This is a genomic window from Streptomyces sp. NPDC059740 (assembly GCF_042733155.1).
Taxonomy (GTDB): domain Bacteria; phylum Actinomycetota; class Actinomycetes; order Streptomycetales; family Streptomycetaceae; genus Streptomyces.
Genome location: NZ_JBHWGP010000025.1, coordinates 84,797 through 97,437 on the forward strand (window position 1 = coordinate 84,797; position 12,641 = coordinate 97,437).

The 12,641-nt window shown below is 72.3% G+C and carries 15 protein-coding genes; 7 read left to right on the forward strand and 8 right to left on the reverse strand.

Annotated features, from left to right (window positions below; translation table 11 throughout):
- Positions 1-88 precede the first annotated feature (88 nt).
- The gene (locus tag ACFV3R_RS24430; protein WP_385586968.1) at positions 89-652 is read right to left on the reverse strand and encodes a GtrA family protein; all 564 of its coding nucleotides are present in this window, start codon (positions 650-652) and stop codon (positions 89-91) included.
- Positions 653-948: 296 nt separating this feature from the next.
- Between ACFV3R_RS24430 and ACFV3R_RS24435 the strand changes: the two genes are divergently transcribed.
- From ACFV3R_RS24435 to ACFV3R_RS24450, 4 genes are all read left to right on the forward strand, one after another.
- Positions 949-2,097: a 5-(carboxyamino)imidazole ribonucleotide synthase gene (locus ACFV3R_RS24435; protein ID WP_385587015.1), complete on the forward strand. Its 1,149-nt coding sequence runs from the start codon at positions 949-951 to the stop codon at positions 2,095-2,097.
- Entirely contained in the window at positions 2,094-2,654 is a 561-nt protein-coding gene (gene purE / locus ACFV3R_RS24440) for a 5-(carboxyamino)imidazole ribonucleotide mutase (RefSeq protein ID WP_385586971.1), read from the forward strand. Before ACFV3R_RS24435 ends, purE begins: the two co-directional genes overlap by 4 nt.
- Positions 2,651-3,844: a dipeptidase gene (locus tag ACFV3R_RS24445; protein ID WP_385586974.1), complete on the forward strand. Its 1,194-nt coding sequence runs from the start codon at positions 2,651-2,653 to the stop codon at positions 3,842-3,844. Before purE ends, ACFV3R_RS24445 begins: the two co-directional genes overlap by 4 nt.
- A 196-nt stretch (positions 3,845-4,040) precedes the next feature.
- Positions 4,041-4,451 (forward strand): hypothetical protein, encoded by a 411-nt coding sequence (locus ACFV3R_RS24450; RefSeq protein ID WP_385586977.1) that lies wholly within the window; start codon positions 4,041-4,043, stop codon positions 4,449-4,451.
- A gap of 37 nt (positions 4,452-4,488) precedes the next feature.
- On the opposite strand, the gene ACFV3R_RS24455 is transcribed toward ACFV3R_RS24450, so the two are convergent.
- The 4 genes from ACFV3R_RS24455 to ACFV3R_RS24470 all read right to left on the reverse strand — a co-directional run bounded on the left by ACFV3R_RS24455 (position 4,489) and on the right by ACFV3R_RS24470 (position 7,575).
- Positions 4,489-4,917, reverse strand: coding sequence for a hypothetical protein (locus ACFV3R_RS24455; protein ID WP_385586980.1), 429 nt, complete (start codon positions 4,915-4,917; stop codon positions 4,489-4,491).
- Positions 4,918-4,975: 58 nt separating this feature from the next.
- Complete coding sequence (locus tag ACFV3R_RS24460; RefSeq protein WP_385586983.1) at positions 4,976-5,440, reverse strand: protease inhibitor I42 family protein; 465 nt, start codon at positions 5,438-5,440, stop codon at positions 4,976-4,978.
- Positions 5,437-7,083 (reverse strand): peptidoglycan-binding protein, encoded by a 1,647-nt coding sequence (locus ACFV3R_RS24465; RefSeq protein WP_385586985.1) that lies wholly within the window; start codon positions 7,081-7,083, stop codon positions 5,437-5,439. The genes ACFV3R_RS24460 and ACFV3R_RS24465 overlap by 4 nt, the downstream gene beginning before the upstream one ends.
- 123 nt (positions 7,084-7,206) lie before the next feature.
- Entirely contained in the window at positions 7,207-7,575 is a 369-nt protein-coding gene (locus tag ACFV3R_RS24470) for a WXG100 family type VII secretion target (RefSeq protein WP_385586988.1), read from the reverse strand.
- A 299-nt stretch (positions 7,576-7,874) separates the two neighbouring features.
- Between ACFV3R_RS24470 and ACFV3R_RS24475 the strand changes: the two genes are divergently transcribed.
- Entirely contained in the window at positions 7,875-9,122 is a 1,248-nt protein-coding gene (locus tag ACFV3R_RS24475; RefSeq protein WP_385586991.1) for a hypothetical protein, read from the forward strand.
- 223 nt (positions 9,123-9,345) lie between these two features.
- Here ACFV3R_RS24475 and ACFV3R_RS24480 read toward each other — a convergent pair whose 3' ends face one another.
- Both ACFV3R_RS24480 and ACFV3R_RS24485 read right to left on the reverse strand, forming a co-directional pair.
- Positions 9,346-9,729, reverse strand: coding sequence for a VOC family protein (locus ACFV3R_RS24480; protein WP_385586994.1), 384 nt, complete (start codon positions 9,727-9,729; stop codon positions 9,346-9,348).
- 177 nt (positions 9,730-9,906) lie between these two features.
- Positions 9,907-10,368, reverse strand: coding sequence for a MarR family winged helix-turn-helix transcriptional regulator (locus ACFV3R_RS24485; RefSeq protein WP_385586997.1), 462 nt, complete (start codon positions 10,366-10,368; stop codon positions 9,907-9,909).
- Between the two features lie 71 nt (positions 10,369-10,439).
- On the opposite strand from ACFV3R_RS24485, the gene ACFV3R_RS24490 reads away from it, so the two are divergent.
- Complete coding sequence (locus ACFV3R_RS24490) at positions 10,440-10,832, forward strand: VOC family protein (RefSeq protein ID WP_385587000.1); 393 nt, start codon at positions 10,440-10,442, stop codon at positions 10,830-10,832.
- A gap of 122 nt (positions 10,833-10,954) precedes the next feature.
- On the opposite strand, the gene ACFV3R_RS24495 is transcribed toward ACFV3R_RS24490, so the two are convergent.
- Positions 10,955-12,289, reverse strand: a complete 1,335-nt coding sequence (locus ACFV3R_RS24495; RefSeq protein WP_385587006.1) for a UDP-glucose dehydrogenase family protein — start codon at positions 12,287-12,289, stop codon at positions 10,955-10,957.
- 227 nt (positions 12,290-12,516) lie between these two features.
- Here ACFV3R_RS24495 and ACFV3R_RS24500 point away from each other — a divergent pair.
- On the forward strand, positions 12,517-12,641 hold a 125-nt coding region (locus ACFV3R_RS24500), incomplete at its 3' end, for an acyl-CoA dehydrogenase family protein (RefSeq protein WP_385587019.1).

Genomic DNA, 12,641 nt, shown 5'->3' on the forward strand with positions numbered 1-12,641 from the left:
GGTCCGGCCCCCGGCAGGGGCGTGCCCCCACGGCCGGACCCGTACGGAGGAGCCCCCGCAGTGCCCGCAGGGTCAGGCCCCCGCGCGGTCAGTCGACCGGGGCGCCCGGCACCGCGTGTGCCTCCCGGCGCTCCGCCGCGAGCGCGACCGGGGTCGACTCCTCACGGGGTTTTCCCGGCCCCACGCCCACGGGTGCGCCGCCCTCCGCCGGCTCCGCCGCGGGAACCGCACGGAAGACCCAGCTCCGGTAGGACCAGAAGCGGAAGAGCGTCGCCAGGCCGATGCCGACGAACTTGAAGACGTTGGACTGGAGCGGCGAGTCCCAGCCGAAACCGTAGGTCGCCGCGTAGAGCAGCCCGTTCTCGATGACCAGGCCGATCGCACTGAAGAAGAGGAACAGTGCCATCTCCCGGGTGCGGCCGCTGCTCTCGCGGTCCCGGTAGGTGAAATAGCGGAAGCCCACGTAGTTGAAGAGGATCGAGACGACCGTCGCGACGACGCTGGCGCGCACCACCGGGAGGTCGCTGGTGTGCCGCACCAGGTTGAAGACGCCCAGGTTGACCAGGACGCCGGCGCCCCCCACGGCTCCGAACTTCACGACCTCGCGGGCCAGGCCCGACAGTCGCGCCCGCAGGTCGCTGCGCTCACCCATGTGAATCGTTTCCGCTTCCTGTCGGGGGCGTCGTCCGTCTCTTCGGCGGCCGTGCCGGCGAAGGCAGCCCGCCGCGGTCATGCTAACCAGGGCGGAGCCGCCCGGTCCGGTGCTCGCACCGCGCCGCGCCGCGAGGGACGGCAGTCGGGCTACCCCGGTTCCCCGTCACCGGCGCTTCACGCGACCTTCACGCGGACGGCGCCCCACGGTACCGCTTGGACGTTCCTCCAAGTGCCGGTGTTCGAAGCGACGAAGCGGACGGCTACCCTGGTGGCGTGACGTTCCCGGTAGTCGGCATGGTCGGCGGCGGTCAGCTCGCCCGCATGACCCACGAGGCGGGCATCCCCCTCGGCATCAGGTTCAAGCTCCTCAGTGACACCCCGCAGGACTCCGCGGCCCAGGTGGTCGGTGACGTCGTCGTCGGCGACTACCGCGACCTGGAGACGCTCAGGGCCTTCGCCCGCGACTGCGACGTGATCACCTTCGACCACGAGCACGTGCCCGCGGAGCACCTGCGCGCCCTGGAGGCGGACGGCATCCCCGTCCGCCCCGGGCCCGAGGCGCTCCTGCACGCGCAGGACAAGGGGGTGATGCGGGCCAGGCTCAGCGAGATCGGCGTGCCGTGCCCCCGCCACCGCATCGTCTCCGACCCGGAGGACGTCGCCGCCTTCGCCGCCGAGGGCGGGCAGGGCGAGGACGGGCAGGGCTTCCCCGTCGTCCTGAAGACCGTCCGCGGCGGCTACGACGGCAAGGGCGTGTGGGTCGTGCGCTCCGTGGCGGAGGCGGCCGAGCCGTTCCGCGCCGGCGTGCCGGTCCTCGCCGAGGAGAAGGTGGACTTCGTCCGCGAACTCGCCGCCAACGTGGTGCGCTCCCCGCACGGCCAGGCCGTGGCCTACCCGGTGGTGGAGTCGATCCAGGTCCACGGCGTCTGCGACACCGTGATCGCACCCGCCCCCGACCTCTCCGAGGACCTCTCCGCCCAGGCCCAGGAACTGGCGCTGCGCATCGCCGCCCAGCTCGGTGTCGTCGGCCACCTCGCCGTGGAGCTCTTCGAGGTCCGCGACGCCGAGGGCCGGCCCGCCGTCCTCGTCAACGAACTGGCGATGCGCCCGCACAACTCCGGCCACTGGACCATGGACGGCGCGATCACCTCGCAGTTCGCCAACCACCTGCGCGCCGTGCTGGACCTGCCGCTGGGCGACCCGCGGCCCCGCGCGCAGTGGACCGTGATGGCCAACGTGCTCGGCGGCGACTACCCCGACATGTACTCCGCGTACCTGCACTGCATGGCGCGCGACCCGCAGCTCAAGATCCACATGTACGGCAAGGACGTGAAGCCGGGCCGTAAGGTCGGGCACGTGAACACCTACGGCGACGACCTGGCCGACGTCCGCGAGCGCGCCGCCCACGCCGCCGGCTACCTGCGAGGAACGATCAAGGAATGAGCGCTGCCCCCGAATCCTCCGCCCGGCCCGACGCGGCACCGCTCGTCGGCATCGTCATGGGCTCCGACTCCGACTGGCCCGTCATGGAGGCCGCCGCCGAGGCGCTCACCGAGTTCGGGATCGCCCACGAGGTCGACGTCGTCTCCGCGCACCGCATGCCGCGCGAGATGGTCGACTACGGCGAGCAGGCGGCCGGGCGCGGCCTGAAGGCGATCATCGCGGGCGCCGGCGGGGCCGCCCACCTGCCCGGCATGCTCGCCGCCGTCACCCCGCTGCCCGTCATCGGCGTGCCCGTGCCGCTGAAGTACCTCGACGGCATGGACTCGCTGCTCTCCATCGTGCAGATGCCGGCCGGGGTGCCCGTCGCCACCGTCTCCGTGGGCGGCGCCCGCAACGCCGGCCTGCTGGCCGCCCGCATCCTCGCCGCCCACGACCCGGACCTCCAGGACCGGATGCGCTCCTTCCAGCAGGACCTGAACGACCAGGCCACCGAGAAGGGCCGCAAGCTGCGCGCCAAGGTCGCCGGCGGCGGCTTCGGCTTCGGGGCGCAGCGGTGAGCGCCCGCGCCGACGTCGTGGACGTCCTCACCGAGTGGCCGGTCGTCGACGGCCACAACGACCTGCCCTGGGCCCTGCGCGAGCAGGTCCGCTACGACCTCGACCGCGTCGACCTGGCCGGCGACACCAGCGCCACCCTCCACACCGACCTGCCCCGGTTGCGCGCCGGCCACGTCGGCGCCCAGTTCTGGTCGGTCTACGTCCGCTCCGACTTCGCGGGCGACCAGGCGGTCAGCGCCACCCTCGAACAGATCGACGTGGTGCGTCAGCTGATCGACCGGCACCCCGGCGAGCTGCGGGCCGCGCACACCGCCGAGGACATGGAGGCCGCCCGTGCCGAGGGCCGCATCGCCTCCCTGATGGGCGCCGAGGGCGGCCACTCCATCGCGAACTCCCTCGGCACGCTGCGGGCGTTGTACGCGCTGGGCGTGCGCTACATGACGCTCACCCACAACGACACCATCGACTGGGCCGACTCCGCCACCGACGAGCCGAAGGCCCACGGCCTGACCCGGTTCGGCGAGCTGGTCGTGAGCGAGATGAACCGCTGCGGGATGCTCGTCGACCTCAGCCACGTCTCGGCCGACACCATGCGCGACGCGCTGCGCGTCACCCGCGCCCCGGTGGTCTTCTCGCACTCCTCGGCGCGCGCCGTCTGCGACCACGTCCGCAACATCCCCGACGACGTGCTCGCGCAGCTCCCCGCCAACGGCGGTGTGGCCATGGCGACGTTCGTGCCGAAGTTCATCCTCCCCGAGGCCGTGGAGTGGACCAAGCGCGCCGACGAGAACATGCGCGCCCACGGTTTCCACCACCTCGACACCACGCCGCAGGCGATGGCGGTGCACCGCCGCTTCGAGGAGAACCACCCCCGGCCCAAGGCCACCGCCAAGACCGTCGCCGACCACCTGGACCACATGCGCGAGGTCGCCGGCGTCGACCACGTCGGCATCGGCGGCGACTTCGACGGCACCGCCTTCACCCCGGCCGACATCGCCGACGTCGCGGGCTACCCGAACCTCGTCGCCGAACTGCTGGACCGCAACTGGTCCCGCACGGACGTCTCCAAGCTGACCTGGCGCAACGCGGTCCGCGTCCTGCGCGACGCCGAGGCCGTGGCCCGCGAGGAGCAGTCCCTGCGGGGGCCGTCCAACGCGACGATCGAGCAGGTGGACGGGGGCGAGGGCTGAGGCCGGCCCGCCCCCTCCCGGCGATGCCCCACTGCGCGCGACGCGGTGGGGCATCGCTGTGTGCCGGGTCGTCCGCGGGCGTCGTCCGCACGCTGCGGGAAAGCCGCCGGGACAAGGGGAACCACCCCGCACCGCGCGCATCCCGCACGAGGCAGCCGGATTCAACTTCGCCCTCTCCCACGACCTGCCGACGTCGTTGACCTTCGATTTCGCCCCCATCGTCTTCGCGAGCGGAATCCCGGTCGGCGGCAACGCCCACCTGACCCTCCGCGAGGACGGCTCGGTGACGTTCACGGGACATTTCCACGACTCCGGCGCCGACGAGTTCAACACCCAACTCGTGTGGGCGGTGAAGGACGCGCAGGGCCGGGTGTACACCTTCCAGCATTCCGGACACGTGGCCGGCACGTTCGAACCCGGATCGCGGAACGACGACTGGACGGTGGACACACGCAGTGACGCCATCGCCGCGCACTGGGCGGACATCGCGGCAGACCCGATCCAGCGCGCCGAAGCCCATGTCGACGCCGACCTGCTCAACGTGACGAACAGCGTGGTCGGGGCGGTCGGACTGGCGCTGGCAGTCATCGCCATCATCGCGGCCTGAGGCCCGAGCCGGGCGGCGGGTGCGGCCAGAGGCTCCCTCAGTCCTGCCGGCCGGTGGCGGGCGGGCCGCTGGTGAGGCGCAGCTCCATCACGGCCGCCACGGCTTCGAGCCAGCGTGCCACCTCCTCGTCCCCCTCAAGGCCCTGGGGCGCGACCGCCGCCGCTTCCGTCAGCCAGCCGCGTACGACCGTGGCGGCCTCCTCCCGGGGCAGGGGTTCGCTGAGGTCGGCGGCGTAGCGGACTCCGCCGGAGCGCACGACCTTGGCGAGGAACGCCACCGACCGGGGCAGGACACCGAGGTCCCCCAGCGTCAACGCACCGGCCACGGCGCCTTCGCCGAAGAGGGCCGTGCGACCGGGCGAGCCCGGGGGCAGTCCGCCTCGCAGCAGTGGCGGGAGGGCGAGCGCGCGCAGTTCGGTCTCCGTCCGGTAACCGGGGGGCGGACCGTCGGCGGAGGAGGGCGTCATGTCGGATTCCTTGCTGTGTACGGACGTTGCGCGGTGCTGCGTGCGGGCCTGACGGTTCTCAGCGGACGGTGACGGTCCAGGTGATCCGCTCGGGCCGGGGAGTGAGGGGGGCCAGGGACATGGTGGACGGGGACGGGGCTGCCGGCGAGGGCGAGTCGACGGGACCGTCGCAGGCGTGGACCAGGCAGTGCAGCAGCACGATGCGGGTGGTGCCCCGCTTCCGGGCCGTGAAGCGGAGGTGCAGGGTGCCGCCGCTGCCCGGTTGCACCGGGGTGTCGTGCGCGAAACGCCTGCCTCGGGTCCGGACCACGGACGGGTCGGGCGCGGGGGTGGTGATGCCCCAGCGTTCTCCGGTGGAGGCGTTGTAGGGGACGGTCAGGTCGAACTCCTCACCGGCGTCGACAACGATCTTCCGGTGGCCCGTGGAGTGGGACGGCGGCTCACCCTCACCGCACCCCGCGAGGAGCACGGTCAGCAGTGTTGCCAGGAGCGCGGTGCGGGCCGCCGTACGTCCGTGGCTCATCCCGTTCCGTGCGGGACGAAGACGGCGAAGACGCCGTCGCCCAGGCCGCTGTCGGCCGCTCCCCCCAGGTGCCCGCTCACGAAGTCGTGCTCGCTCACCCATGTCGTCGTACCCCACGGGTTGTAGATCTGCAGCTTGTCGCCTTCCTGCCCGATGATCATCATGGCGTGGTTGCCGTCGCTCCCCGAGACGTTGACGGGCACGGGGCGGCCGTCCGCGACGGACTGCTCGACATCGGTCAGCGCGGCGCGCCGGTCGTCGTCGCCCGAGAGGTCACGCCGGTCGTAGTCGGTACCGGTGTGGGAGCCGATCTCCCGGTCGTCGACCAGTTCCTGCCCCTCGACCCCCATGCCGTTCCAGTTCTTGCCGCCGTCGCCCTCGTTGTGCACCCGGTGCTGCTCGTCCACCAGGCGGTCCCGGAAGTGGTCGGGGTTCTCGTCGTGGCCCGAGGGCCCGCCGGTGAGGTCGAGGGCGTACACCGGGTCGACCAGGGCGCGTGCGGTGATGGTGGACGAGGCGACGCAGGTGCCCTCGCTGCCGTCCCCGCCCTGCTCCCACTTCTGGCCGTGGAAGGTCACGTCCTCGGTGTTCTTGTTCGCGCCGTCGTCGTCGAGCCCCTCGTCCTTCATGCTGTCGCTGTCCGCGGTGATCGGTGAGAGGTGGTCGCGGAGCCAGAGGGGGTCGCGCCCGTGGATCTTGTCCTGGAAGGTGCTGACGGCGTCCATGCTGTTCCCGGCGGCCAGTGCCTTGAGGAGGTAGGCGCGTTCCTCCGGGCTCTTGGCATCGGACAACATCCGGTTGAACTCGGCGTGGTCGTCGCTGTCCAACCGGCTCATCGCCTGTTCCGAACGGTCGAGGTCGTCGGCGCTGAGCAGCTTGTTGAGGTCGCGCGGCGCACCGGCGACGGCGGTGTCGGCCAGGGCCAGCGCGTCGGCGTCACTGAGGCCGGAGCCCCGCAGACGGCCGGCGCGGGCCTGGGAGGTGAGCTTGTTGAGGTCACGTGTCGCGACACGGGCGGCCTCTTCGCATTTGGCGGCGGCCGTGAGCCTCTTCTGCGCGCCCGCGGTGGCGGCCGTGCGGGCGTGCGACAGGGCTTCCTCCGCGGCCTCGCTGTCCTGCCTGTTCACCGACAGTCCGCCTTTCCGGAGTCCGCCGCCGCCCTTCCCGGCCCCGTCCCCCTGCTGGTCGTCGGCGAGTGCGTCCGAGGACTCCAGGATGCGGAACGCGTCGAAGAGCAGCTCCCGGCCCATGCCGTCGGTGGCCTGGGCCTCGTGGACGACGTCCGCGAACGCGGCGAGCGTCCTGTACGCCTCGCGGAACGCCAGCGACATGTGGTCCGCGTCGCGAGCCGCGGCGTTCACGGCGTCCGCCGCGCCGGCACCGCTCTGCCCCGCCCACACGTTCGGGAGGTGTGTCCTGCCGACGGCACCCACCCGGGCGCCCACCTCCTCCACCACGTCCGCCTGGCGCCGGTACGCCTGGGCCAGGTGGTCGAGGACGTCGGAGGAGCCGTCCGGCGGCGACACGGCGAGGGTGTCCCGGACCGCTTCGGCCAGCGCGACCTTGTCGTCGCAGTCGCCGAGGCGGTGCAGGCACGACTGCAGTCGGCTTCGGCGGGCGGTGGGAGTGTCCTGATCGGCCATGGTGAGGTTGTCGTCCCCGTGCGAGAGGTACGGGCGGTACACCGGGACGGCGTGACCCGCGGGATGAGGGGGCCCGCGCGTGGCGGGGCCCGGGGTGATGACGACGGTCGGTGACGAGGACGGTCAGCCGAAGGGGGACCCGCCGCCCGCGGAGGCCATCGGGGTGGCGAGGCCGTGGGGCATCAGGACCATCGAGTGGCCCAGCATGGCGACGGCCTCGTTCTCCGTGGAGCGGTAGTTGTCAGCCGAGGCCCGCAGCCTGTCGGCCAGTTCGTGCAGGGCGCCCCCCAGCGTCGTGCACTCCGTCAGCCACGCGTCGGCGAACGCGTCGAAAGCCGCCCCGACTTCGGCCCCACCGAGGACGCGGGCCGGATAACGCGACGGGGTGGGCAGGCCACCCTTGACGGAGTCGACCTCTTCACCCGCGGTGTCGAGATCTTTCGCCTGGTCGTCCAGTTGGTCGGGCCGAACGTCGAAGTCAGCCGTAGCCATGCGCCCCCCAGGTGTAGGTAGCGCCCCTGTGGCGCTCCGCCCTTGGACACACGTCCTCGGGACTCGCCTGAGGTGCAACTTTGCACTGTCGAGGTGCTTTCTCGCCAGATTTCGCGGTGGTGGTCCGCGAGACTTGCCCGTCTGGACAGTCCCATCCGGTACGCCGGTTGCCTCCGGTCGCCCCGACGCTACGGATCGGCTTCCAGGACGACCGCCGGCCTCCCGTCCGCTGACCCGTGTAGTGGCGGCGAATCAGGGCAGGCAGCCTGCCGGAACAGCCAGGTCGTGAAGGAGAAGGCGTGACGCGGAACGAGGGTGGAGTGACCCGGCGGTGGCTGGTCGGGGCGTCAGGGGCGGCCCTGCTCGCTGCCGGGTGCTCCAGGACCGGTGGCGACGGTTCGGGTGAGAAGAAGGACGGCGGTGCGTCGGGCGCGGCCCCGGACGGGGCGCTCGGCGGGAACTTCAACGAGGACCCCACCGGCTGCGGCCTCACCGAGCTCGAAGGGGTGGGCGCGGGCTGGCTGCGCGGCTTCGTCGCCCTGCGCGCCGCGGAGGACCCCGGCGCCCTCCAGCACAGGGCGCTCGCCACCCTGCTGAAGGTCTCCCAGCACGGTTTCGGCACCGTCCTGACCCTCAAACTGCCGCACAACGACAGGGCGTTCCCCGCTCCGGACAGTCCCGAGACGGAGAAGGTGCTCGCGAGGGTCGACAAGGTGCTGGACGCCGTCATGGGCAAGGTGAACATCCTCGTCGTCGGCAACGAGCCGTTCATCGAGAGCCGCAAGAAGGACTGGAACGGCCCGCTGGGCGACTTCTACGAGGCGGTCGCCCGGCACGTCCTCGCCTACCGGTCCCGGCACAGCGGCAGCACCAGTCGCACCCGTGTCTACATGGGCGCCCTCAACCACCTCGACCAGCCCGAGTGGCGCGGCCGGGGGGCCGAGCGCTGGATGGACTTCGCGCGACGGACGGACGGCATCGAGGGCGTGGACATCCACCCGCACGTGCAGTCGATCGAGCAGGCCGGGAAGTACCTGGACTTCGTGCTGCCCCGGCTGGGGCATGGGCAGAAGTTCCTGGTCACCGAGTTCTCCCTGGTGCAGCTGTGGCAGCAGCACATGACGGACCCGATACCGCACCGGTTCGCCGAGCGCTACCGGATGGATGCGGACACCAGGGTGTGGCAGGCGATCAGGCAGGCGATCGACCACCCGTGGCCCCAGCAGCAGTGGCAGGACCTGCTCGCCATGAGCCCCTGGTACGCCAGTCACCGGCACTACCTGCGCGACCAGGTCGACCGGTTCCGGGCCACCGACCGGCTCGCCGTGGCCACCTACGGCGTCGCCCAGGGGGCCGCCATGACGAAGGACTTCGGGCCGCACAAACAGCCCTGGCTGCTCAACAGCCTCTACGCCAACCGCACGGCACGCCCGGCGGAGGCGTCCTCGGCGACGCCCGCCCGCAACCCCGGCTGGGCCGGGGACTTCCGGTCCCTGCAACGCGAGCAGGACAGGCCCACCGTGGACACCGGGACGGTCCGCACCTGACGCCACGGGGCGCCCACGCACGCGTCGAGAGAGCCCGGCACGACACCTGCCCCGCGGGCCGCGGACGGGCCGGAACCCCACCCTGCGTGAGCACGGTGGGGCCGATCCGGTCGTCACGGGGCGCCTTCCGCGAGACGTCGCGGCGGCAGGCCGCCGGCGAGGGCACCCGCTGCCGCAGTGCGGTCCCCCCGCCCCGCCGCGCGGCCTCAGGCGGGGATCGTCCTCAGGCCCGGTCCGTCATGCACAGGCAGAACGGGTGACCGGCCGGGTCCAGGTAGACCCGGAAGTTCCGCTCCCCCTCGTCGCCCCAGGCCAGCTTGGCACCGAGGGCGAGCACCTGCCGTTCGGCCTCGTCGATCTCCGCGCGGGGCACGTCGAAGTCGAGGTGGAGCTGCTGAGGTTGCTCCTGGCCGGGCCAGCTCGGCGGCTGGTACCCCTCGACGCGCTGGAACGCCAGGCGCCGCTCCCCGTCCGGGCCCTCCACCTCCACCCAGTCGTCCTCCTCCGGGTCCACGACCTCGCCGCCGACCAGGGCGGCGTAGAACGCGGCGAGAGCCGCGGGATCGGGGCAGTCCAGAGCGGTCACGCCGAGCTTCGCGATGGCCATGCGGTTACCTCCACAGTGTGGCTGCTGGTGACGGTCACCTCGTGATCCTGCCCGATGACCGACGCCGAACGCGGCGACCGGGCCGGGTTGTTCGCCGTCGGGCACGGCGGCCGGACGCGGACGCAAGAGCCGCGGTCCGCACGGCGGTTGGTGGGTCCGCGAGGATCGGGGACGCGGTCAGGGGGTGCCGGGAGGTGGCGTGACCCGCCGCAGGAGGCCCCGGAGGGTCTCGCGCTCCCCGGGGGTGAGGGCGCTCAGCAGACGGTCACCGACGGCCGCCGCCTCCCGGTGCAGCGAGGTCAGCAACTCCCGCCCGTGCTCGGTGAGGTCCACCGTGACGCGGCGCCGGTCGGCGGGTGTGCGCTCCCGCCGCACCCGGCCGTCCCGTGCCAGCGCGTCGACCACCTTGGCCACGTCGCTGGGGTGCAGCGCCAGTCGTTCGCCCAGGGACCGCTGGTCCTGCGGCCCGAAGTCCCGCAGGACCGCGAGGACCGCCATGTGCCACAGGCGCAGACCGTACTCGGCGAGCCGCGCGGCGACGGCAGCCCGCCCTGCCTTGCCCACCCGGGACAGCAGGTAGACGTCCAGGTCCAGCAGGGTGGGCGGGGAGGCGGGCCGGTCGGCGGGGCGCGAGGACATGACGCCATGTTAGGTGATCACCTATAGTCAAAGGTGAAACCGTAGGTGTCTACCTATGAAATGGCGGAACCATGGACGGACTGCACCCGAGACTGCTGGTCACCGACTTCGCCGCGTGTTTCCGGTTCTACGACGCCGTGCTGCCCGCGCTGACCGGCGCGCGGCGGGTGAAAGGGGACAAGGACGGCCCGTACGCCCAGTGGGATCTGGGTGAGGAGGCCCTGCTCATCCTGTGCGACAGGGCGCTCATGGCCGAGGTGACCGGTTCCGCCGGCGGCGACCCGGCGGATTCGGTGATGTTCGTCTGCCGGGTCGCGGACGTGGCGGACGCCTACACCCGCTGCCTGGCGGCTTCGGCGGCGCCGGTCGCACCGCCGGCGGACCGGCCGCAGTGGGGCGCAGGGCTGCGCACCGCGCACGTACGCGATCCGCAGGGCACGCTGGTGGAACTCCAGGCGTACTGACGGGGCGGGGCGCCCGACGGCGAACGCCTCGCGCCCCGCGGTCGCTCCTCAGCCCTGGGCAAAGCCTTCACAGTGGCGTCGTTCGCCCGAAGGGCGGACAGGCGGGACTGTGAAGACCCTGCCTACGGCCGGCCCAGCGCCCGGTACGTCCAGCCCGCCCGGCGCCACACCTCGCCGTCGAGCGCGTTGCGCCCGTCCAGGATGTGCCGGCCCGCGGTGACCTCGCCCAGGGCGACCGGGTCCAGCTCCCGGAACTCCGCCCACTCCGTCAGGTGCAGCACCACGTCCGCACCCCTTATGGCGTCGACCGCCGACTCCGCGTAGCCCAGGGTGGGGAAGACCCGGCGGGCGTTCTCCATGCCCCGCGGGTCGTACACCGTGACCTGGCCGCCCTGGAGGTGGATCTGCCCGGCCACGTTGAGCGCGGGCGAGTCGCGGACGTCGTCGGAGTCGGGCTTGAAGGTCGCGCCGAGGACCGCCACCCGCTTGCCGAGGAAGACGCCGCCGACCGCCTCCCGGGCCAGCTCCACCATGTGGCCGCGGCGCCGCATGTTGATCGAGTCGACCTCGCGCAGGAACGTCAGAGCCTGGTCGGCGCCGAGCTCACCGGCGCGCGCCATGAACGCCCGGATGTCCTTGGGCAGGCAGCCGCCGCCGAAGCCGATGCCGGCGCGCAGGAACTTCCGTCCGATCCGGTCGTCGTGGCCCAGCGCCTCCGCGAGCCTGACCACGTCGCCGCCCGCGGCCTCGCACACCTCGGCCATCGCGTTGATGAAGGAGATCTTCGTCGCCAGGAAGGAGTTGGCGGCGCTCTTGACCAGCTCCGCGGTGGGGAAGTCGGTGACGATGAACGGGGTGCCCTCGGCGATCGGCGCCGCGTACACCTCGCGCAGCAGCTTCTCGGCGTGGGCGCTGGTGACACCGGTGACGATGCGGTCCGGGTGCAGGGTGTCCTCCACCGCGAAGCCCTCGCGCAGGAACTCCGGGTTCCAGGCCAGCTCGGCGTCCCGGCCCGCGGGCGCCAGCTCGGCCAGCATCTCGGCCAGGCGCGCGGCGGAGCCCACCGGCACCGTCGACTTGCCGACGACCAGCGCCGGACGCGTCAGGTGCGGGGCCAGGCCGGCGACGGCGGAGTCGACGTAGCTCATGTCGCAGGCGTACTCGCCGTGCTTCTGCGGGGTGTTGACGCACACGAAGTGCACGTCACCGAAGGCCGCGACCTCCTCGTAGGAGGTGGTGAACCGCAACCGGCCGGTGGAGCCCTCGAAACCGGCCACGTGGCGGCGCAGCAGCTCCTCCAGGCCCGGCTCGTAGATCGGGATCTCGCCACGGGAGAGCGCCGCCACCTTCTCGGGCACGACGTCCATGCCCAACACCTCGAAGCCCATGTCGGCCATGGCCGCGGCGTGGGTGGCGCCGAGGTAGCCGGTGCCGATCACAGTGATCTTCAGGGCCATGCGGTGCTCCAGTGACGGGTGCGCGGACGGGGTCACGGCATGGGCGGAACGGGCAGCCCAGGCCGCGACCGAGCATATCCGGGAGGGAAAGCGGGGAGTCCAGGAGCGGGCGGACCGCGCCCCGGCCCTGTCGGGAACATCACGTACGAGGGCCCCTGGGGAGGCCCGCGGAGCAGCCCTAGAATTCAGGCTACTTAACAGTAGTTAGCTCAGGGGAGTGAAGGCTCGTGGCGTCAGCGGGAACCGATTTCGACCTGTACCGCCCCTCGGAGGAGCACGAGATGCTCCGGGAGTCGGTACGTGCACTGGCGGAGGCGAAGATCGCGCCGTTCGCCGCGGCGGTCGACGAGGA

What these genes read in the sequence shown, in the direction of transcription:
- ACFV3R_RS24430 (WP_385586968.1), bottom strand. Translation starts at nt 652, where the DNA reads ATGGGTGAGCGCAGCGACCTGCGGGCGCGACTGTCGGGCCTGGCCCGC.
- ACFV3R_RS24435 (WP_385587015.1), top strand. Translation starts at nt 949, where the DNA reads ATGGTCGGCGGCGGTCAGCTCGCCCGCATGACCCACGAGGCGGGCATC.
- purE (WP_385586971.1), top strand. Translation starts at nt 2,094, where the DNA reads ATGAGCGCTGCCCCCGAATCCTCCGCCCGGCCCGACGCGGCACCGCTC.
- ACFV3R_RS24455 (WP_385586980.1), bottom strand. Translation starts at nt 4,917, where the DNA reads ATGACGCCCTCCTCCGCCGACGGTCCGCCCCCCGGTTACCGGACGGAG.
- ACFV3R_RS24460 (WP_385586983.1), bottom strand. Translation starts at nt 5,440, where the DNA reads ATGAGCCACGGACGTACGGCGGCCCGCACCGCGCTCCTGGCAACACTG.
- ACFV3R_RS24465 (WP_385586985.1), bottom strand. Translation starts at nt 7,083, where the DNA reads ATGGCCGATCAGGACACTCCCACCGCCCGCCGAAGCCGACTGCAGTCG.
- ACFV3R_RS24470 (WP_385586988.1), bottom strand. Translation starts at nt 7,575, where the DNA reads ATGGCTACGGCTGACTTCGACGTTCGGCCCGACCAACTGGACGACCAG.
- ACFV3R_RS24480 (WP_385586994.1), bottom strand. Translation starts at nt 9,729, where the DNA reads ATGGCCATCGCGAAGCTCGGCGTGACCGCTCTGGACTGCCCCGATCCC.
- ACFV3R_RS24485 (WP_385586997.1), bottom strand. Translation starts at nt 10,368, where the DNA reads ATGTCCTCGCGCCCCGCCGACCGGCCCGCCTCCCCGCCCACCCTGCTG.
- ACFV3R_RS24490 (WP_385587000.1), top strand. Translation starts at nt 10,440, where the DNA reads ATGGACGGACTGCACCCGAGACTGCTGGTCACCGACTTCGCCGCGTGT.
- ACFV3R_RS24495 (WP_385587006.1), bottom strand. Translation starts at nt 12,289, where the DNA reads ATGGCCCTGAAGATCACTGTGATCGGCACCGGCTACCTCGGCGCCACC.